At 71.2% G+C, this 20,220-nt stretch carries 19 protein-coding genes; 6 read left to right on the top strand and 13 right to left on the bottom strand.

The genetic code is table 11. The features are described 5' to 3' along the window. Positions 1 to 133: 133 nt before the first annotated feature. The 6 genes from WD341_RS11790 to WD341_RS11765 all read right to left on the bottom strand — a co-directional run bounded on the left by WD341_RS11790 (position 134) and on the right by WD341_RS11765 (position 6,730). Positions 134 to 1,384 (bottom strand): ABC transporter substrate-binding protein, encoded by a 1,251-nt coding sequence (locus WD341_RS11790; RefSeq protein ID WP_368425654.1) that lies wholly within the window; start codon positions 1,382 to 1,384, stop codon positions 134 to 136. Between the two features lie 80 nt (positions 1,385 to 1,464). Further along, positions 1,465 to 2,535 (bottom strand): branched-chain amino acid ABC transporter permease, encoded by a 1,071-nt coding sequence (locus WD341_RS11785; protein ID WP_368425653.1) that lies wholly within the window; start codon positions 2,533 to 2,535, stop codon positions 1,465 to 1,467. After that, a complete protein-coding gene (locus tag WD341_RS11780; protein ID WP_368425652.1) occupies positions 2,535 to 3,569 on the bottom strand; it encodes a branched-chain amino acid ABC transporter permease in 1,035 nt (344 codons plus the stop codon). The genes WD341_RS11785 and WD341_RS11780 overlap by 1 nt, the downstream gene beginning before the upstream one ends. 10 nt (positions 3,570 to 3,579) lie before the next feature. Continuing rightward, a complete protein-coding gene (locus WD341_RS11775; protein WP_368425651.1) occupies positions 3,580 to 4,887 on the bottom strand; it encodes an amidohydrolase family protein in 1,308 nt (435 codons plus the stop codon). A gap of 137 nt (positions 4,888 to 5,024) precedes the next feature. Then, complete coding sequence (locus WD341_RS11770; protein WP_368425650.1) at positions 5,025 to 5,813, bottom strand: alpha/beta fold hydrolase; 789 nt, start codon at positions 5,811 to 5,813, stop codon at positions 5,025 to 5,027. After that, positions 5,810 to 6,730, bottom strand: a complete 921-nt coding sequence (locus WD341_RS11765; protein ID WP_368425649.1) for a fumarylacetoacetate hydrolase family protein — start codon at positions 6,728 to 6,730, stop codon at positions 5,810 to 5,812. Before WD341_RS11765 ends, WD341_RS11770 begins: the two co-directional genes overlap by 4 nt. 207 nt (positions 6,731 to 6,937) lie before the next feature. On the opposite strand from WD341_RS11765, the gene WD341_RS11760 reads away from it, so the two are divergent. Continuing rightward, a complete protein-coding gene (locus WD341_RS11760; protein WP_368425648.1) occupies positions 6,938 to 7,660 on the top strand; it encodes a FadR/GntR family transcriptional regulator in 723 nt (240 codons plus the stop codon). Positions 7,661 to 7,904: 244 nt separating this feature from the next. Here the strand turns inward: WD341_RS11760 and WD341_RS11755 are convergent, their stop codons facing one another. Beyond that, on the bottom strand, positions 7,905 to 9,272 hold the full coding sequence (locus WD341_RS11755) for a glutamine synthetase family protein (RefSeq protein ID WP_368425647.1): 1,368 nt from the start codon (positions 9,270 to 9,272) through the stop codon (positions 7,905 to 7,907). 429 nt (positions 9,273 to 9,701) lie between these two features. Here WD341_RS11755 and WD341_RS11750 point away from each other — a divergent pair, with 429 nt between their 5' ends. Together WD341_RS11750 and WD341_RS11745 are read left to right on the top strand one after the other, a co-directional pair. Beyond that, on the top strand, positions 9,702 to 10,625 hold the full coding sequence (locus WD341_RS11750) for a hypothetical protein (RefSeq protein WP_368425646.1): 924 nt from the start codon (positions 9,702 to 9,704) through the stop codon (positions 10,623 to 10,625). A gap of 190 nt (positions 10,626 to 10,815) precedes the next feature. Further along, positions 10,816 to 11,808 (top strand): NAD(P)-dependent oxidoreductase, encoded by a 993-nt coding sequence (locus WD341_RS11745; RefSeq protein ID WP_368425645.1) that lies wholly within the window; start codon positions 10,816 to 10,818, stop codon positions 11,806 to 11,808. A 32-nt stretch (positions 11,809 to 11,840) separates the two neighbouring features. Here WD341_RS11745 and WD341_RS11740 read toward each other — a convergent pair whose 3' ends face one another. After that, positions 11,841 to 12,242 (bottom strand): SirB2 family protein, encoded by a 402-nt coding sequence (locus WD341_RS11740; RefSeq protein WP_368425644.1) that lies wholly within the window; start codon positions 12,240 to 12,242, stop codon positions 11,841 to 11,843. Positions 12,243 to 12,274: 32 nt separating this feature from the next. Next, the gene (locus WD341_RS11735) at positions 12,275 to 13,024 is read right to left on the bottom strand and encodes a glucose 1-dehydrogenase (protein ID WP_368425643.1); all 750 of its coding nucleotides are present in this window, start codon (positions 13,022 to 13,024) and stop codon (positions 12,275 to 12,277) included. Between the two features lie 199 nt (positions 13,025 to 13,223). Between WD341_RS11735 and WD341_RS11730 the strand changes: the two genes are divergently transcribed. Both WD341_RS11730 and WD341_RS11725 read left to right on the top strand, forming a co-directional pair. Then, entirely contained in the window at positions 13,224 to 13,808 is a 585-nt protein-coding gene (locus tag WD341_RS11730; protein ID WP_368425642.1) for an HdeD family acid-resistance protein, read from the top strand. A gap of 45 nt (positions 13,809 to 13,853) precedes the next feature. Next, positions 13,854 to 13,991, top strand: a complete 138-nt coding sequence (locus tag WD341_RS11725) for a DUF3096 domain-containing protein (RefSeq protein ID WP_368425641.1) — start codon at positions 13,854 to 13,856, stop codon at positions 13,989 to 13,991. Between the two features lie 239 nt (positions 13,992 to 14,230). On the opposite strand, the gene WD341_RS11720 is transcribed toward WD341_RS11725, so the two are convergent. The 4 genes from WD341_RS11720 to WD341_RS11705 form a co-directional block, all read right to left on the bottom strand. Next, entirely contained in the window at positions 14,231 to 16,993 is a 2,763-nt protein-coding gene (locus tag WD341_RS11720; protein WP_368425640.1) for an ATP-binding protein, read from the bottom strand. Then, entirely contained in the window at positions 16,993 to 17,244 is a 252-nt protein-coding gene (locus tag WD341_RS11715) for a hypothetical protein (protein ID WP_368425639.1), read from the bottom strand. The genes WD341_RS11720 and WD341_RS11715 overlap by 1 nt, the downstream gene beginning before the upstream one ends. A 51-nt stretch (positions 17,245 to 17,295) precedes the next feature. Then, positions 17,296 to 17,664, bottom strand: coding sequence for a response regulator transcription factor (locus WD341_RS11710; protein WP_368425638.1), 369 nt, complete (start codon positions 17,662 to 17,664; stop codon positions 17,296 to 17,298). Between the two features lie 131 nt (positions 17,665 to 17,795). Beyond that, the gene (locus tag WD341_RS11705) at positions 17,796 to 19,418 is read right to left on the bottom strand and encodes a helix-turn-helix domain-containing protein (protein WP_368425637.1); all 1,623 of its coding nucleotides are present in this window, start codon (positions 19,416 to 19,418) and stop codon (positions 17,796 to 17,798) included. A gap of 239 nt (positions 19,419 to 19,657) precedes the next feature. On the opposite strand from WD341_RS11705, the gene WD341_RS11700 reads away from it, so the two are divergent. Next, positions 19,658 to 20,220 (top strand): ABC transporter substrate-binding protein (locus WD341_RS11700; protein ID WP_368425636.1); only part of this gene is annotated, 563 nt, incomplete at its 3' end.

Here is a 20,220-nt window from a genome sequence, read left to right as displayed (position 1 = left end):
CGGCCGCCCCCGCGACCAGCGCGCCGAAGTGCCGGCTCACGCCCTCCAGGCGGAGGGCGTGAGCGGCACCGGCTTCGGACAGGGACAGCCTTCCGGCCATCGCCGACTCCTTCGGGCCCGGCCTATCCCGCGTCTACTCGCGGCACTCCGGGTTGTCACGCCCGACCGCGCCGAGGGCCAGGAAGGCCTCGCGGTCCATGCCGAGGGTCTGGTTCACCTGCGGGATGATCTTGACGACCTTGTTGTAGAGCTCGCCCTTCTCGTTCTCGGCGACCTCGGTCAGGAAGATGTCGGCGACCGCCTGGCGGTTCTCGTCGAGGTGGATCTTGCCGGTCGGCGTGTCGAACTCGTGGGTCGACATGTACTCGCGCAGCTTGGCGTGGTTGTCGGAGAGGTCTCCCTCGACCGCGTCGAGCGACTCCAGCAGCGCCTTGGTCGAGACGTAGTAGCCGTGCGCGAACAGCGAGGGCGTCGGGAAGCCGTCCGGGAAGGCCTCGCGGTAGGCCTGGACGAAGGCCTGCCAGTCGGGATCGTCCCAGGCGTCGGCGATCGGGCCCGCCGAGGGCGTGCCGATGACCTGGTCGCGGCGCTTGCCCTTGGTGCCGAGCACCGTCTGGTCGACGGTGATCGAGCCGGCGATCATCGGCTTGTTGCCACCGGCCTGCTCGTACTGCGACAGGAAGTTGACGGCGTCGGCGCCGCCGAGGGCGACGTAGATGGCGTCGATGTCCTCGGGGATCGAGTAGACGATCGAGGAGTAGTCCTTGTTGCCGATCGGCACCCAGAACTTGTCGACGACCTTGCCGCCGAGCTCGCAGAAGTCCTTCATGAAGCCGAGGGCCAGGGTGTAGGGGAAGGAGTAGTCCTCGGCGATCAGGACGACCTTCTCGTAGCCCTTCTCCTTGTAGGCGTACTCGCCGAGGCCGGCCTGCCACTGGGCGCCGTCCGTGGTGAAGCGGAAGAAGTTCTCCGCGGGGTCGCGCAGGGTCGTGTCCTGGGCCGCCGAGGTCCCGTTGACGAAGGTCACGTCCGGGTGCTCCTTGGCGTAGTCCTTGACCGCCAGGCCCTCGGAGCCCGACAGCGGGCCGACCAGGATGTCGACCTTGTCCTGCTCGACCAGCTTCTTGGCGGCGCGGATCGCGCTGTCCGGCGAGGCGTCCGACGAGCCTTCGATCAGCTCGATCTTCTTGCCGCCGGCCATGTAGTCGTGCTGCTGCAGGGCCAGCTTGACGGCGCGCATGCCGTCCTGGCCCATGACCGCGAAGGCGCCTTCCAGGGTCGCCAGCGCGCCCAGCTTGATGGTGTCCTGGGCCTGCGCCGGGCCGGCGCCCCAGGCCAGTGCCGCCATGGCCGCGGCGGCGAAAAGCGAACGTCTCGAAAGCATGGTCATCTCCTTGTTTCCTCCCTGGTTGATTGACCGGATGCGGCCGGTTGGCCCGGCTTCCCGTGGTCCGGTGTCCCTCCTCACGATCGCGGCCGGCCGCTCCTCGCCAGGGCGTCGCGCGCCCGCGCCCAGAGGCCGAGCAGGCCGTCGGGCGAAAACAGGACGACGGCCAGGAAGCAGAGGCCGATCACGGTGTTGAAGCGCTCGCGCTCGATCAGGTCGATCGCGAAGCTGTCGAGCAGCACGAAGGCCAGCGCGCCCAGGAACGGGCCGATCGGGTGGCGCAGGCCGCCGAGCACGGCGATGATCAGGATGTCGATGACCGGCCCCACGCCGATCGTGCCCGGCGAGATGCGGCCGTTCAGCCAGACCAGCAGCAGGCCGCCGAGCGCGGCCATGAAGCCGGCCGTGGCGTAGGCGGCGACCTGGTGGCCGGCGACGTGGTAGCCGAGCGCGCGCATGCGCCGCTGGTTGTCGCGCAGCGCCTGCACGCTGAGCCCGAAGGTCGAGCGCCGCAGGTAGACGACGGCCGCGTAGCAGACCAGGGCGACGGCCAGGCAGAGATAGTAGAACAGCGTCGGATCGCGCCAGTCGAGGCCGAAGAAGGCCGGCGGCGCGATCTGCGCGAAGCCGTTGTAGCCGTTGAACAGCTCGTAGTTCTGGCGGGTGAAGTAGAAGAAGGCGACGGCGATCGCCAGGGTGATCATGATCGTGTAGATGCCCTCGGTGCGCGAGGCGAGCAGGCCGACCATGGTCGCGAAGGCGGTCGCGACCAGCAGGCTGAGCGGCATCGACAGCCAGGCGCTCCAGCCCAGGCTGATCGCCTCGACCGAGCTGTGGCCGAAGATCGCGAAGAAGTAGCCGGCGCAACCGGCGACCGTCATCTGCGCCAGGCTGACCATGCCGCCGAAGCCGGCGAGGAACATCAGCGACAGGGCGACGATGCCGAGGATCAGCGTGTAGGCGCCGATCTGCATGGCCCAGAACTCGCCGGCGAAGAGCGGGAAGACGAGCAGGAACAGGCCGAGCGGCAGGTAGCCCCAGCCATAGGGCAGACGCAGCCGCTCCCGCTCCGGCCCGGCCGTGTGGGCCGCGGCGCCGGCGGCGGTCGCCCGGGCCAGGCGGTCGCGCTCTTCGGAGATGCTGGCCATCAGCCGCGCCTCCCGAGCAGGCCCTGGGGCCGCCAGACCAGCACGCCGACCATGATCAGGAAGGTGTAGACCACGCCGTAGGTCGGGCTGTAGACGAGGCCGAGCTGCTCGGCGAGCCCGATCAGCACGGCGCCGACCGCAGCGCCGGCGACGCTGCCCATGCCGCCGACGATGACCACGACCAGCGAGGCCAGCAGGTAGCGCACGTCCTCGCCGGGCGCGATCGAGAGGGCCGTCGCGCCGACCACCCCGGCGAAGCCCGCGAGGCCGGCGCCGACGGCGAAGACGATGCAGAAGATCCGCTGCACGTTGACCCCCGAGGCGGCCAGCATGTCGCGGTCGTCGACGCCGGCGCGAATCATGGTGCCGACCTTGGTCCGGTTCAGGAACAGCCAGAGCGCGACGCCGATCACCGCCGCGGCCAGCAGCAGGATCAGGCGGTAGGAGGAGTAGCCCATGCCGACCAGCGGCAGGCGCACCGTGCCGTCGATCCAGTCCGGCGCGATGAACTGGTAGGTCTGGCCGCCCCACTGCCAGAGCATGAGGTCGGCCAGCACGATCGAGATGCCGATGGTGACCAGGGTCTGGCGCAGGTCCTGGCCCTCCATGCGCCGGAACACGACGAGCTGCAGCACCAGGCCGGCCAGCGCCATCGACAGGAAGCCGGCGACGACGCCGGCGAACCAGCTGCCGGTGACGTCGGCGACCGACCAGCCGATGTAGGCGCCGGCCAGGTAGAGCGAGCCGTGCGCCAGGTTGACGTTGCGCATCAGCCCGAAGACCAGGGTGAAGCCGCTGGCGACCAGGAAGTAGAGCGCGCCCAGGGTCAGGCCGTTGAGCACGGTCGCGATGAAGCGCTTGTCCTGGCCGGTCAGCTGCCACCAGCCGGCGACCAGGCCCAGGCAGAAGACCGCCGCCGCCAGGACCGCCGCCAGCACCGCCCCGCCGACGCGCAGTTGCCGCCGCGTCAGCGGCAGCGGACGCGGCGCCAGGGGCTGGCGGTCCAGCACAGGGTCTCGGGCGACGTCGGCCAAGCGGCGCGCCTCAGCTCGCCCAGCGGATCTGGCGGCTCTGGGAGGAGACCTCCGGCGTCCGGTGGAACTGGCCGTCCTTCATGACCGCCAGGATCCGCTTCTTGTCCTGGAGCACGCGGATGTTCGACAGCGGGTCGCCGTCGACCAGGATCAGGTCGGCCAGGAAGCCTTCGCGGACCTGGCCGAGCTCGTCGGGCCGGCCCATGATCGCGGCGCCGTGGCGGGTCGCCGAGACGATCGCCTCCATCGGCGACATGCCGACCATCTCGACGAAGTACTGCAGGTCCTTGGCGTTGTCGCCGTGCGGCATCCAGGCGAAGCCGTAGTCGCCGCCCGGCAGCACGCGGATGCCCCGGCGGTGCATCTTGCGCATGGTCTCGACCGCGGCCTCGAGCTCGCGCTTGTACATCAGCCCGAGCGGCCCCTCGGGCGCAATGCCCCAGGGCCCGGCGTTGGCCGAGGTGTTGATCAGCCAGCCGAGGCCGGGGGCGACGAAGAAGCGGTCCTTGTTGGCCTCCAGCAGGTCCAGGGCCTCCTCGTCGGCGAAGGAGGCGTGGTAGACGATCTCGACGCCGTGCCGGACGCACATCTTGATCGATTCCGCCGAGCGCGCGTGGGCGCAGACGCGCTTGCCGCGGCGCTTGGCCTCCTCGACCGCGGTCGCGCACTCCTCGTCGGTCATCGGCGTCTCCTCGGCGCCGACGCCGGCGATCTCCTCGCCCGAGAGGTTCAGCTTCAGCAGGTCGACGCCGTACTTGATGAACTGGCGCACCGTGCGGCGCATCTCCTCGGCGCCGCTGATCACGGCGGCGAAGGAGAGCTGCGGGATCTCGATGTGCGGCGGCGCGGTGTCGCCGAGCCCGCCCAGGGTGGCGATCTCCTGGCTGTTGGCCAGGTAGCGCGGGCCCGGGATGGCACCGGCGTTGATGGCGTTGCGGATCACCACGTCGAGCCGCGCCTTGGCCGAGGCGGCGCCGACGGCGCTGGTGAAGCCCCAGTCGATGTAGGTCTTGGCAACGCCGGCGGCGTAGAGCGTGTGCTCCTCCGGCGGCATCCGGTAGATCTCGTCGAGGCTGCCCTGGTTGTTCCAGCTGAAGTGGGCGTGGGCGTCGCACAGGCCCGGCATCAGGGTGGCGCCGGCGCCGTCGATGACGGTCTGGCCGCCGCCCGATCCGTTGCCGGCGCCGCGGCCGCCCATGCCGTAGCCGCCGCGGCTGACCCGCTTGATGCGGTTGCCCTGGACCAGCACCTCGCCGGTCGCCGGCTGGTCGCCGCTGCCGTCGAGGATGCGAACATTCGTGAAGAGAACCTCGGCCATGCCATCCTCCCTTCGCGCGCCGCGGCGCGCCTTTCGCCTCCGCGCGCCCCGGGCGCGCTTTCGGCCGTTGTTCGTGCCGGTCTGACGCCGGCTTGCCTGCACCGCGCCCGAGCGGGCGCGCCTCGTCGCGGCCGGGGCTAGCGCGCCCGGGCCAGGAAGTCGCCCAGTTCGCGGCTGCATTCGGCCGCCTTCTCGATCGGCGTCCAGTGGCCGCAGCGGCTCAGCACCGTGGCCCGGCTGTCCTTGAGCGCCGAGTCCAGCGCGCGCAGCGTCGCCGGCGGCGCCACCTTGTCCTCGTCGCCGGTGACCAGGAGCACCGGGCAGCCGATCAGCGACAGGTCGGCGGCCCGCGCCCCGGCGAGCGCCTCGCAGGTCGCGCCGTAGCCCTCGCCCGGCTGGCGCATCAGGCTCTCGCGCACGAAGGCCGCGGCGACCGGGTTGTCGCTGCGCGTCGCCGCCGCGGTGCCGGCCTGGAGCGTCGCCTCGGCGATCTCGGCCATGCCCTCGCGGCGCGCCTTGGCGCCGCGCTCCTCGAGCGCCGCGCGGGCCGCCTCCGGCGGCTCGGGAAAGGCGCCGAACAGCGCCAGGCTGCGGACCAGCGAGGGCCGGCGCGCCGCCAGGTGCTGGCAGAGGATGGTGCCCATCGAGTGGCCGACCAGGTGCGCACGGCCGGCGCCGAGCACGCCCAGCAGCTTCTCCAGCGTCTCGACCAGGCTCTCGATCGTGAGCTTCGCCCCGGCCCCGCCGCCGAGCGGCGAGCGGCCGGAGCCCGGCAGGTCGGGCCGGATCATCCGGTAGCGGCCGGCGAGCGCCATGACCTGCGGCGTCCAGCTGTTCGAGGTGCCCCCCAGTCCGTGGACGAAGAGCACGGGATCGCCGGCGCCCTCGACCTCGACCGCCAGGCCCTCGATGACCTGCGTGCTCACGCCACGGCCTCGGCGGCCGGCCGGGCGGCGGCCCGGGCATCGTAGGCGACGACCGGGTTCTCCAGCTCGCCGATGCCCTCGATCTCGATGCGTACCCGGTCGCCGGCCTGGAGGTAGCGCGGCGGGTCGAAGCCGATGCCGACGCCGGCGGGCGTGCCGGTCGCGATCAGGTCGCCCGGCCGCAGGGTGATGCCCTGGGAGATCGTCTCGATCAGGGTCGGCACGTCGAAGATCAGCTGCTTCATGGCGGCTTCCTGGCGCAGCTCGCCGTTCACCCAGCAGCGGATCCTGGCCTCCTCCAGGTCGAAGGCGTCGGCCGTGGTGGCGACCGGCGCCATCGGGCAGAAGCCGTCCTGGGACTTGCCGATCAGCCACTGGCTGTGGCGGCCCTGGAGGTCGCGGGCCGTGACGTCGTTGACGATGGTGTAGCCCCAGACGTGGTCCAGGGCCTCGGCGCGGGAGATCGCGCGCCCGCCGCGGCCGATGATGACCGCCAGCTCGGCCTCGTAGTCGATCGCCGAGGACACCCTGGGGTCGACGGGGATGCCGGCGCCGTGCGGCACGACGCACTCGGGCAGCTTGGAGAAGACGATCGGCGCCTTCGGCACGGAGCCGGCGGCGGCGCTGGAATCGAAGCCGCTGCGGGCGAACTCCTCGGCATGCTCGAAGTAGTTCTTGCCGACGCAGAAGAGGTTGCGCACCGGCCGCGGCACCGCCGGCAGCGGGCTGAGGGCCGCCGTCTCGAGGCTCTCGCCGGTCTCGCGCAGCGGCAGGCCGGCCAGCTCGCGCTCGACCAGGGCAAGGACGCCGCGCGCCGCCTCGGCAGCGGTCAGCTCGAGCGGACGGACCTGGGCCGCGTCTTCCGACAGGCGGCCGATGCCGACCGCCCCGGCCCGCTCGTAAACGACGTAGCGCATGTCACCTCCCCTGGGCGAGGGATCGCGGACGACCGGTGTCGCGCCCCTCGTCTAAACCAATTGATCCAATCGTGAACCAATCGGTGCTTTCGTTGCCCGAATACTCCAGGGGAGCGGAATATCTGTCAACGAGATTCCGACGATCCACAACTTCATTGCGGCAGGCTGGTGATTGGATCAGGATGGGTCCAGTGCAAAGGACAGCCCATGACCGACCTCCTGCTCGGCCGCTCCGCCACCCTCGTGCTCGAAGGCGTTCGCCAGCGGATTCGCGCCGGCGAGCTGCGGGAGGGTGCGCAGCTGCCGGCCGAGCGCGACCTGGCGGCCCTCTTCGGAGTCGCCCGCAACACGGTGCGCCAGGCGCTCGAGCGCCTGGAGAGCGAGGGCGTGCTGGTCCGCCAGGTCGGCCGCGGCACCTTCGTGCGCCAGGGCGTGCGCGAGGGACTGAACGAGCGTGAGCCGGCGAGCGCGGCCCCGGCCGCGGTGACGCTCAGCCAGCGCATGCGCGAGGCCAGCCCGGCCGACCTGATGGAGGTGCGGCTGATCATCGAGCCGCAGGCTGCCGCGCTCGCCGCCAACCGCGCCAGCTCCACCGATCTCGAGCGGATCCGGGAGGCGCTGCGCCACTCGATCGCGGCGCGGGGCCTGGCCGAGTTCGAGCATTGGGACGCCCAGCTCCACCTGCGCGTCTTCGAGGCGACCAAGAACGCCGTGCTGATCGACTACTGCCGGGCGATCAACCGGGTGCGCGACGAGCCGGCCTGGTACCAGCTGAAGAAGCGCACCGTGACGCTGGAGCTGCGCACCGTCTACGACCGCCAGCACGGCACCCTGGTCGAGGCGCTCGCCGACCACGACCCCGAGGCGACGCGCACCGCCATGCGCGAGCATCTGCTCCGGGTCAGCCGCAACCTGCTCGGCGAGGGCTGACCGGAACGCTCCCGGCGCCGCCCCTCGCCTGTGTCGTTTCCTCCGCCGCCAACTCGTCATCCTCCCCCTCTTCGTCATCCCCGTGAAAACGGGGATCCATGGAGACTCGCCGCCGCCCTTAGGCCTGCCGAGTCAGCTCTGCCGCGCCTCCCTATGGATCCCCGTTTTCACGGGGATGACGGGGAGAAGGCCGGGATGACGAGGGAGAAATCGGGATTGACGAGGAGGAGGCGTGGGTGACGGCTCAGATGATCTCGAAGTAGCGCTGCAGCTCCCAGTCCGTGATCGCCTTGCGGAACTCACGCTCCTCCCACTCGCGCGACTGGGCGTAGTGCTCGACGAAGGCGTCGCCGAAGAGCTCGCGCGCCGCCTTGGAGCGGCGCAGCCGGCCGGCCGCCTCGATCAGGGTCGCCGGCAGGCGCTGGCTCGCCGGCGGCTTGCGCTCGTAGGCGTTGCCCTGGAGCGGCGCGCTCGGCTCGATGCGCTGCTCGATGCCCCACAGGCCCGAGCCGATCGCCGCGGCGAGCGCGATGTAGGGATTGATGTCGGCGGCGGCGATCCGGTACTCGACGCGCTGCGCCTTGGGCGCGCCGGGGATGGCGCGCAGGGCGCAGGTCCGGTTCTCGATGCCCCAGGTCGCCGAGGTCGGCGCCCAGAAGCCGGGGATCAGGCGGCTGTAGCTGTTGACCGTGCCGGCGATCATCGAGAGCAGCTCGGGCATCAGGGCCTGCTGGCCGCCGATGAACCAGCGCATGGTGTCGGAGATGTTCGAGGGCTTGGAGGGGTCGTGGAAGACCGCCTCGCCGTCCCTGCCCTTCAGCGAGATGTGGATGTGGCCCGACTGGCCGGCCCAGTCCGGCGACCACTTGGCCATGAAGGTCGCCATCCAGCCGAGGCGCTGCGCCAGCACCTTGGTGAAGGTCTTGAAGAGCGCCGCCTTGTCGGCCGCGGCCAGCGCCTCGTCGTGGAGCAGCGCCGCCTCGAGCACGCCGGGCCCGGTCTCGGTATGCAGGCCCTCGATCGGCATGTCCATGGCCGAGCAGAAGGACAGCAGCTCGGCGTAGAACTCGGCATGCACCGAACTGCGCAGCATCGAGTAGCCGTAGTAGCCGGGGGTGATGCTCGCGAGGTTGCGGTAGTTCTTCTCGCGCACCGAATGGGGCGTTTCCTCGAACAGGAAGAACTCGAACTCGCAGGCGGCGCTGGCGGTCAGCCCCAGGCCCTCGGCGCGCTTCAGGACCCGGCGCAGCAGGCCGCGCGGACAGATCGTCTCGGCGCGCTCGGCGAACTCGGCCAGGAACAGCAGGGTCTCCGGCTCGAAGGGCAGCTCGCGGCAGGTCTCGGGCAGGATGCGCACCGTGGCGTCTGGATAGGCCGTGTGCCAGCCGGTGAAGGCCGCCGAATCGTAGAGCTGGTCGTTGCTGTCCCAGCCCAGCACGACGTCGCAGAAGCCGAAGCCGCCCTCCAGCGCCGACAGGAACTTGTCGCGCGCCATGTACTTGCCGCGCATGATCCCGTCGCCGTCGAACAGCCCGACCTTGAGGTACTTCAGATCGCGCTCCTCGACGATCGCGCGGGCGTCGGCGGCGCTCCTGATCTGTCTGGCATCCATCCCCCTGGCATCCATCCCCTGTTCTCTCCCCCTCGGATAGTACCGCCGGTCCCGGCTTCCGGGAGCGGCGAGACACGCGCCAGCGAGAAGATCACAGGCGCGCCGGAGCCGACAAGCCGTGCCGGAATAGTGTCTTCCGATTGGCGGGGCCGCGGGCGCGTGCGAAACGCGGATGGAACCGCTGCGAGAGACGCTGCGTTGCCAGGACACGTATCCGAACCGAGCGTTCACTAACCCTGGAGGTCGTCGTGCACGGCATCATCTATCTCGTCGGCCTGGTGGTCATCGTCCTGGCGATCCTTTCGCTCCTGGGACTCGGCTAAGGCCAGGCGCGGCGTCTTTCGCCGCCCGTTCATCGTTCAACCCGCCGCTGGCGCGACCCGGTCGTTCCCGGCGGCACACCGCAGCAGTCGGAAGGACCCCATTCCCATGGCCGCCACCCAAGGTTCCCAGGCCGCTCCGCAGGCCGCCGCCTCCCTGGCCGGCCGCGACGGCGATCATTCCAGCTACGTCGACTGGCCGGCGATCTTCGCCGGCGCCGTCGTCGCCTCCGCCCTCTTCCTGATCTTCGCCGCCTTCGGCAGCGCCATCGGCCTGTCGATCGTCGATTTCGACGAAGGCACCCCGGGCACCTTCCTGATCATCGCCATGGGCCTGTGGAGCCTCTGGACGATCGGCTCCAGCTACATGGCCGGCGCCTACATCGCCGGCCGCCTGCGCCGCCGCCATGCCGGCGCGACGGAGCACGAGGCCGACGTCCGTGACGGCGCGCACGGCCTGGCGGTCTGGGGCGTGAGCATCCTGGTCGGCGCCTTCGTCCTCTCGGCCGGTGCCATGAGCACCGCGCGGATCGGCGCCGAGGCCGTCTCGGGTGCCGCCTCCAGTGCCGCCTCGGCCGCCGCCTCGCTCGACGAATCGACCTACCAGCGCTTCGCCGACAGCCTGCTCCGCCCCGGCGGCGAAGGCACCGGCACCGCGCCCCGGGCCGGCGCCGGGACCGCAGCCGATCGGGAGGCGTCCGGTGCCGAGGTCGGACGGATCCTCTCGGCCGCCGAGGACGGTACCCTGGGCGAGGACGACAGCGAGTATCTGGCGTCGCTCGTCGCCCAGCGGACGGGGATGAGCGAGGAGGAGGCCCAGGCGCGTGTCGAGGAAGTCGCCGGTCAGCTTCAGGCCGCCGAGCAGCAGGCGATCGAGGCCGCCGAGGCCGCGCGCCAGATGGCCGTCCTCGCCGCCTTCATCGCCGCGGCCTCGCTGCTGGTCGCCGCCGCCGGCAGCTGGTGGGCCGCCGGCATGGGCGGGCAGCATCGCGACGAGCAGACCGTCTTGGCCCTGTTCGGACGCCGCCGCTAGCATCGGGAGAGACCTATGCCGCTACTCATACTCTGGCTGCTCGGCCTGCCGCTGGGCATCGTGCTGATCCTGGCGCTGCTGACCTGAGGCGGTCACCCGGATCGGAATCGAGCAGAGGGCGTCCTTCGGGACGCCCTTTGCGCATCGGGTCTTCCGCTCGCCGCCGGCAGCCTCTATAGGCGCGGACGCCATGACCCGCTGCCTGCTCACCGAAGCGATCCATCCGGAAGGCGTCGCGCGCCTGGAGGCGGCCGGCCTCGAGGTCGAGCAGTTGCCCCGGGCCGAGCGTGGGCTGCTCGCCGAGGCCTTGCCGCGCGCCGAGGCGGCGATCACCCGCCTGCTCGGCCTGACCGCCCAGGAGATCGCCGGCGCCGGCCGCCTGCGGGTGATCGGCAAGCACGGCGTCGGCTTCGATATGATCGACGTCGCTGCCGCCGCCCGGCGCGGCATCCCCGTCGTCTTCACGCCCGGCGCCAACGCGCGCAGCGTCGCCGAGGCCGCCCTGGCCCTGCTCTTCGCCCTGGCCCGCGACCTGGTGCCGGCCGACCGCGCGCTGCGCGCCGGCGAGGCCGACTACAAGCGCCGGGCGCGGCCGCGCGAGCTGGCCGGCCTGACCCTGGGCGTGCTCGGCTACGGCGCCATCGGCAGCCGCCTGGCCGGCCTCGCCGCCGCGCTCGGGCTGCGGGTCGAGGTCTGGGCGCGGCCCGAGCGCGCCGCGGCCATCGCCGCCGACGGCCACCGGCCCATCGCCGGCCTCGACCAGCTGCTCGCCCGCGCCGACGCCGTCTCGCTGCACCTGCCGCTGACGGGGGAGACGCGCGGCCTGATTTCGGCCGAGCGGCTCGCCCTGATGAAGCCGGAGGCTTTTCTGATCAACACGAGCCGTGGCGGTCTGGTCGACGAGGCCGCGCTCGCCGCGGCGCTGACCGCGGGCCGGCTCGCCGGCGCCGGGCTGGACGACCTGACGCCGGAAATGGCAACCCCCGGCTCGCCGCTGCTGCGCGCGCCCAACTGCCTGGTCAGTCCCCACACCGCGGCCTCGACCGACGGCGCCCTCAAGGCGATGAGCCTGGCCTGCGTCGAGCAGGTCCTGGCGGTGCTCGAGGGTCGGCGCCCGCCGCACCTCGCGCAGCCCGCGGTCTGGCCCGAGGGCGCGCCCGGGCCGGCGCCGACAGCCGCCTAAGGGCCGCAAGGGAGTACTGCGCGGCGGGGCGCCTACCCCGCCAGCCCGCTGAACAGGCCGAGCGGGTGGTGGGCCCGCGCCACGGAGACGATGAAGCCGTAGACCGCCAGGGCCGCGAGCCAGCAGCCGAGGCGCACCGCCCGCGGCCGCCCCTGCCGGAAGGCCAGGATGCCGAGCGCGATGTAGGCGACCAGCAGCAGCACCTTCACGGTCAGCCAGGCGTGCAGGAAGGGGTACTGCTCGACCAGGGTCGTCAGCAGGATCGCCGCCGCCAGCAGCAGCGTGTCGACGCTGTAGCTGAGATAGCGCAGCGGCGCCGCCCGCGGCCAGGCGAACCCCAGGTTCAGCGCCAGGCCGCGCAGCAGGAACAGGCCGCCGCTGGCGACGACCGCGACGATGTGGACGAGCCGGACCTCCGGATAGAGCTCGATCATGGCTCCGGCTCGACTCCGGCGAGCCGCCGCCCCTAGACGGTGCGCCCGCCGTCGACCGGGAGGACCACGCCGGTGACCAGCGAGGCCTCGTCGGAGGCGAGATAGAGCGCGGCGTTGGCGATGTCCTGGGGCTTGCTCATCCGGCCGATCGGGATGGTCGCCAGGAACTTCGCCCGGTTCTCCGGCGTGTCGGGCGCGCCCATGAAGGTCTCGAGCAGCGCCGTCTCGCCGATCACCGGGGCGATGCAGTTGACGCGGATGTTCTCGCCGGCGAGCTCGACCGCCATGGAGCGCGACAGCGTGTTCACCGCGCCCTTGGTCGCGTTGTACCAGCTGAGGCCGGCGCGCGGGCTGATGCCGGCGGTCGAGCCGACGTTCAGGATGACGCCGTGGCCCTGGGCGCGCATCACCGGCAGCGCCGCCTGGGCCATGTGATAGATCGACTTCACGTTGACCGCGAAGACCTTGTCGTAGCTGGCCTCGTCGACCTCCAGCATGGGCTGGTTGCGATGGCTCCAGCCGGCGTTGTTGACGACGATCCCGAGGCTGCCGAAGGCGGCGCGGCAGCGCTCGACGGCCGCGGCCACGGCGGGGCCTGAGGTGACGTCGCAGGCGATCGCGATCGCCCGCTCGCCGATCTCCCCGGCGACCCGCTCGGCACCGTCGCCGTTGAGGTCGAGAACCGCGACCCTGGCGCCCTCGCGCGCGAAGGTCCTGGCGATGGCCTCGCCGAAGCCCGAGGCCGCGCCGGTGACCAGTGCCGTCCTGTCCTGCAAGCGCATCCGTCTTTCCTGTCGATTGCTGGTTCTACTCCGCCCAGTTCTACAGCGAGCCGCGCCCGGCAATCACCCCCTATCGCCCCCCTTGTCGCCGGCGCGCCCCGGACGGAAACCTGGGGCAGGGGCGCGCGTTAGCCTGCGAAACCTGCGATAGTGCGCCGCGAGACACCGAGGGGAAGGCCTCCAGCATGACCGAGCGGGCATGAGCGAGCAGGATCCGGGCCGCTCCGGCGAGCTGCGGGCCGCCGTCGCGGAGGCGATCCGGGAGCACTGGGGCCTGTTCCTGTTCCAGGGCCTGGCCCTGATGCTGCTCGGCGTGATCGCCGCCGCTCTGCCCCAGGTCGCCAGCCTGGCGATCGCCGTCCTGGTCGGCACCCTCTTCCTGATCGGCGGCGTCGTCCGGCTGTTCGCCCTGCTCGGCAGCCGGCGCAGCCCCGGCCACCCCCTGTCGCTGCTGACCGCCGGCCTCGCCATCGCGCTCGGTCTCGTGTTGCTGCTCGAGCCGCTGCAGGGCGTCCTGACCCTGACGATCCTGCTGGCCGTGCTGTTCCTGGTCCAGGGCGCCGCCTCGATCTTCGTCGCCCTGGAATACCGCCGCCACCTGCGCAACTGGGGCTGGGTCCTGGTCAGCGGCCTCGTCGACCTGCTGCTCGCGGTGCTGATCTGGATCGGCTGGCCGGACAGCGCGGCCTGGGCGATCGGCCTGCTGGTCGGCCTCAGCATCTTCTTCCTCGGGCTCTCGCTGGTCATGACCGCGCTGGCGGCCCGCGCTCTCGGCAATCCCTGAGGGGCCGATTCCCCGGTCCCGTCACCCCCTAGGAGGAACCTCCCCATGGACACCGCTCTGCTCCACCCGATCATCGCGATCGTCGCCGGCATCCTGATCCTGATGAAGCCGGCCCTGCTCAGCTACATCGTCGCCATCTACCTGATCGTCATCGGCGTGCTGGAGCTGGCGGTGCTCCTCTGACGGAACGGCCCCTCTTTTCGTCATCACCCGGTCCGCGCCCACCGTCCCTCCCTCGTCGTCTCCGCGAAAGCGGGGACCCAGAGGAAGAGGTTGCCTTGCACGAGCCCGTCCGGGCCGCGCCCACCGCGCCGTTCTCTGGATCCCCGCTTTCGCGGGGATGACGGAAAGGGAGGGCGGGGATGACGAAAGGCGGGAGTGGGACAACGGGAAGAGGGGGCGAAGGGTCCGCCCCCGGGCCCTCACTCGCCGGCCCGGCGCAGCGGGGCCGGGACCGGCGGGACGGTCGAGGCGGCGGCCAGGGGCAGGGCGATACGGAAGCGGGCGCCGACTCCGCTGCCCGGCGGGCTGGCCGGCAGCAGCTCGAGCTCGCCGTTCATCTTGCGCGCGATCGCCCGGCTGATCGCGAGACCCAGGCCGGCGCCGACGTCGCGCGGCGGCGCCTGGGTCCAGGTCCGCGAAAACTTGGTGAAGATCCGCTCGCGCGCCTCGGCGGGCACGCCCTCGCCGTTGTCCTCGACGGTGACCTGGTAGAGCCCGCCGGCGATCCCGCTGCTCAGGCGCACGACCGGCGCCGGGCTGCGGTTATGCTTGATGGCGTTGGAGATGAGGTTGATGAAGACCTGCTCGAGCCGATCCTGGTGCGCCAGCACCCGGGCCGGGCCGCTGCGCGCGCCGAGCTCGAGGCGTGCGCCGGCTGCCGCGGCCATGCCGCGGCAGGTCGCGACGGCGCGCTCCAGCACCGCCTCGGCGTCGACCGGCTCCAGGCTCCAGCTCAGCTCGCCGCGCTCCAGGTGGCCGAGGTCGAGGATCTCGTCGAGCAGGCGCGTCAGGCGCAGCGTCTCGTCGTGGATGATCGACAGGAAGCGGGTCGCCTGCTCGCTCTCCAGGTCCCCGGTCTCGAGCAGGATCTCGGAGAAGGAGCGGATCGAGGCCATGGGCGTGCGCACCTCGTGGCTGACCTGGCTCAGGAAGTCGTCCTTCTGGGCGTCGAGCTGCTTCAGGCGCTCGTTGGCCTGGCGCAGCTGGCGCGCGGTCATCTGCAGCTGCTGGGACTTGTTCTCAAGCTGCTGGCTGTACTCGATGACCTGCTGCGTCTCGTCGACCAGGCGCATCATCTCGCCGAGGCTGATGGTCTCGCCGGTCACGACCTGGGAGATCATGACCCGCGCGGAGGCGGCGCCGATCGAGCCCGCGAACTCGCGCTCGAGCTGGGCGATGAATTCGGTGCTCGGGCGCGGCAACCCCTCCTCTATGCCCTGGCGCCGGGCGTAGTCGCGGAACAGACGGTGGGCCTGCTCGGCGCCGAGCACGCGCTGGGCCAGCACGAAGAGGTCGTCGATCGCCGCCGAGCGGTGGATGAAGCGCGACTCCTTGTCGGCGGGATTGCGGAAGACGTCGACGAAGAGCGTCGCCTGCAGGCGCTCCAGGGTGTTCTGCTCCCGGGCCAGGGAGATCAGGACGAAGAGACCGGCGTTGAGACTGAGGCTCCAGAACAGGGCGTGCACCAGCGGATCCATGCCCGCGGTGCCGAACAGCGCCTCGGGGCGCAGCAGCGACCAGCCCCAGGGCCCCTCGCTGAACAGGCTGGCCGGCAGCACGCCGCCGTCCTCGAAGCTCGGCAGCAGCAGGGTGTAGGCCCAGACCGCGAAGCCGGTGAGCAGGCCAACGAAGGCGCCCGCCTTGGAGGCCCGGTGCCAGTAGAGGCCGCCGATCATGCAGGGCAGGAACTGGGCGACGCCGGCGAAGGCGATCAGGCCGATCGCGGCCAGCGCGTCGGAGCGCGCGCTGAACAGGAAGTAGACGAAGCCGAGCGAGAGGATCAGCACGATCGAGACCCGCCGGCTGACCAGCAGCAGCTTCTTGACGTCGCCGCTGACCGCCGGCGACAGCCAGGACAGCCGCAGCGCGATCGGCATGACGATGTGGTTCGAGACCATGATCGAGAGCGCGATCGAGGCGACGATCACCATCGAAGTCGCCGAGGAGAAGCCGCCGATGAAGACCAGCAGCGAGAGCGCGCCCTGCCCGTGCAGCATCGGCAGGGTCAGCACGTACATGTCGGGGTTGGCGCTGGCCGGCAGGGTTGCGAGGCCGGTGATCGCGATCGGCAGGGTGAAGAGGCAGGTCAGGAACAGGTAGAGCGGGAACAGCCAGCCGGCGGTGCGCAGGTGCTCCTCGTCGGCGTTCTCGACGACGGTGATCTGGAACTGCCGCGGCAGGCAGACGATCGCCGTCGCCGACAGGAAGGTCAGTGCAACCCAGCGCGAACCGAAGACCTCGGCGCCGAGTACCGCCGGGGCGGTCGGCAGGGCGAAGACCTCGCCGATGCCGCCGCCGATCGCGAAGACGACGTAGAGCCCGACGGCGATCAGCGCGAACAGCTTGACCAGGGCCTCCAGCGCGATCGCCGCGACGACGCCGTGGTGGTGCTCGTTGGCGTCGATGTTGCGGGTCCCGAACAGGATCGTGAAGACGGCCATGCCGGCGGCGACCCAGAAGCCGGCGCGCAGGTCGAGGTCCGCCTCGGCGACGCCGAGCAGCTCGGTGTGGGTCGCCGAGGCGACGACCTGGAAGGAGGTCGTCACCGCCTTGAGCTGCAGCGCGATGTAGGGCGTCGTGCCGATCACCGCGATGACCGTGACCAGCACCGCCAGCGACATCGACTTGCCGTAGCGCGAGGAGATCATGTCGGCGATCGAGGAGGAGCGCTGGATCCGGCCGATGCGCACCAGCTTGCGCAGCAGGAACCACCAGCCGACGAAGACCAGGGTCGGCCCCAGGTAGATGGTGGCGAACTCCAGGCCGTTGCGCGCGGCCGAGCCGACCGCCCCGTAGAAGGTCCAGGAGGTGCAGTAGACCGAGATCGACAGGGTGTAGACGACCGGCGAGCGGACCAGGCCGAGCCAGCCGCGCCGCGAGCGCCGGTCGCTGACGTAGGCGACCAGGAACAGCAGCGCGACGTAGGCCAGCGCGGTCAGCAGCACGACGTTGGCCGAGAGCATCAGTCGGGCTCCGGATCGCTAGGCGGCGGCAGGTCCGGCAGCCGGCGCTCGCCGCGCGGCAGCCGCCGGGCGAGCAGCGCCGTCGCCAGGATCAGCGCCAGCCACACGCCGAAGACGTAGAGCACCAGCACCGGGATGCCGAACAGGCTGTACGGCCCGACGAAGAGGGAGATTACCGGCGGCATCAGCAGCCAGAGACCGAGCGCCAGCAGCGCCAGCATGCCCTCGCCGCCCCTGCGCGCCGTCCTCACCGGCCGGCCTTCCTCGCGGCGCCCCTCGTCGAACCGGGTCCCACGGCAGCCTCAGAGCCCCGCCAGGCGCTTGATGTTCTCGACCACCTCGCGGTTCGAGAAGGGCTTGGTGACGAAGGCGTCGGCGCCGAGCTGCTCGGCGGTCCTGCGGTCGCGCTCCTGCCCCTTGGCGGTCAGCACAAGTACCGGGATCCGGGCCAGGCGCGAATCCGCCTTGATCGCCTTGAGCACCTCGAAGCCGTTGCGCTTGGGCAGCATGACGTCGAGCACCAGCACGTCGGGCACCGAGGCGCGCAGCCAGTCCAGGGCGGCCTCGCCGTCGAAGACCGCCGCGACGCTCCAGCCCTCGCGGCGCAGGATGAAGCTCAGCGATTCGACGAGATTGGGCTCGTCCTCGGCGATCAAGACGTTGGCTGCCACGCGTTCCCCCTTCGCGAGCCGGCGAGGCGGCCCTTCTTTCCGTGCGGCCGTCGTTCATTGCGGCTTCGCGGGACCAGTGTAACCGCAAGGCGGCGGCCACGTAACGCCGACGTTCGAACCGCCTCGGCGCGCTACCCGCCGTCGCGCGGCCGCGGCGCCACGATCGGCGCCTCCGCGCGGTGCAGGCAGGCCGAGCGAGGACAGAGCCGGCAGGCCGGGCCGACCGGCGTCGCGCTCTGCGCCGCGGCCAGGTCGAGGCCGTCCGCGTAGACCGTACGGTCGGCATGGATCTCCTCGCAGGCCAGCATCACGGCGTGCAGGAAGGGCTGCTCCTGAAATGTCGCCGGCTGCTTGGTCACGGTGCGCGCGATGAAGAGGTAGCGCGAGCCGTCGGGAAAGGCGGCGAGCTGCCGGATCACCCGGCCCGGCGTCTGGAACGAGCCGTAGATCGCCCACAGCGGGCAGGCGTGGCCGTGGCGCGCCAGGGCGAGACCGGGCAGCGGGAAGCGCTTGGTGGTGAAGCCGGCCGGATTGGCGCGCAGGAAGGCGAAGGGCACGCCCTCCCGGCCTGGCCGTCGCAGCGTCACCAGGCGGTGACAGACCTGCTCGACCGAGGCATCGTAGCGCTGGCGCAGGAGCTCGACGTCGTAGCGCGTCCGGACGGCGTCGGCCTGGAAGCGTTCGTAGGGCAGCAGCAGGGTGCTCGCCAGATAGGAGGCGAGGGCGCGGAAGGCCTGGGCGCGCGCCGCCTTCGAGGTCAGGCGGGGATCGTCGGCCTCGCGCTCGATGACCTCCTCCCAGCCGAGCTCGGCGGCCAGGCGCGCGAGCTGGAAGCGGCGCGTCGAGATCGAGGCGTTGTCGAGGAACACCAGGTGGCGCTGTTCCTCGTCGAAGAAGCAGAGGTTGCGCCACCCCTCCTCGCTCGCCGGCCCGCGCCCGGCCTGCGCGACCTCGTGCGGCGGGCGGCTGACGACCCTGACCCCGTGGCGCGCGCCCAGGTACTCGATCAGCGCGCTCATCGGCGTATCGCCGCGGCCCTCGAGGGCGCGCGCCAGCTCGCGGCCGGCCGCCTCGAGCGGCTCGAAGTAGTTGCCGCGCTCGATGATGAAGTCCTCGACCTCCTCGCTGGCGGTCGCCGGGCGGGTGCGCGCCTGCTCGCTGTCGAAGAAGCCGGCAAGGCCCTGGGCGACTCCCGACAGGCGCAGGCTCTCCTCGGCCATGATCGCGATGAAGCGGCGCTGCTGCTCGGGCCCCAGATCCTCGACGCTCTGCAGGATCTCGGCGGTCGAGCGCAGCGTCGCCAGCTGGGTCAGGATCTGATGCACCGTGTCGCGCAGGAAGGGGTCGCGCTGGAGCTGCTCGGACAGCGCGCCGACGGCCTGGGACTGCTCGCGGTAGGCGCGGTGGAAGGCGAGCAGCGCCTGCGCCCAGCCCGGGTGGCGCGCGGCCAGGTCGCCCGCGGAGCGCTCGTCGAGCGTGCCGGCCAGGGAGCCGGCGCGGACCAGGGGCTCCGCCGCCAGCTCGACCAGCTCGTCGGCCAGGCGCCGCTCGCTGACGCCGGTCAGGGTGTCGGCCTCGAGCGCCAGCACCTCGGCGATGCGCCGCAGGAGGCGTCCGGCGATCGGCCGCTTGTTGTGCTCGATGAGGTTCATGTAGGAGGCCGAGATGCCGATCTCGCGCGCCGCCGCGACCTGGCTGAGCCCCAGCTCGCGGCGGCGCTCGCGGATCCTGAAACCGGTCAGCTGTCGTGTCATGCGCCCCCCTTGCGCGACCTCGACCCCGACGGTCCCGCCGCCGCCTTCTTGTCACAATTTTACAACGGCCGCAATCTTCACAACGGGGTATTTACAGAAGATCCAAGCAATTCCAGTATCTTATTGACTCATTTTCATTCGACGCCCAGCCTCTCGCCATAACAGCAGCCAGAACGAGACGACCCGCTCGCACGTGGTCGCAAGACCAAGTCGGCTCAACAACGGGAGGAGAAACGGCAATGTCAGTCTTCGACGGTAAGTTCGCCCGCCGCCGCGTCCTGCAGGGCGGCGCCCTGCTCGGCGCCGGCCTGGCCGCGCCGCTGGTCATGCGCCGGCGCGCCTGGGCCCAGGAGTTCCGCAACGACCCCGGCAACAATCCGAACGTCGTGTTCGGCTGGAACGTGCCGCAGACCGGCCCCTACGCCGACGAGGGCGCGGACGAGCTCAAGGCCTACCAGCTGGCCGTCAAGCACCTCAACGGCGAGGGCGACGGCGGCATGATCGGCACCATGAAGCCCTCGTCCCTGAAGGGCAACGGCGTGCTCGGCAAGAAGGTCACCTACGTGACCGGCGACACCCAGACCAAGTCCGACGCCGCCCGCGCCTCGGCCAAGCGCATGATCGAGAAGGACGGCGTCATCATGTTCTCCGGCGGCTCGTCCTCGGGCGTCGCCGTCGCCGTGCAGTCGCTGGCCCAGGAGATGGGCGTCGTCTTCATGTGCGGCCTGACGCACTCCAACGACACCACCGGCAAGGACAAGCGGCGCTACGGCTTCCGCCACTTCTTCAACGCCTACATGTC

Source organism: Tistlia sp., from assembly GCF_040905785.1.
In the GTDB taxonomy this organism is placed as follows: Bacteria; Pseudomonadota; Alphaproteobacteria; order Kiloniellales; family DSM-21159; genus Tistlia.
The sequence above is the reverse complement of the archived record's forward strand: the minus strand, read 5'-3'. Positions and strand labels throughout refer to the sequence as shown.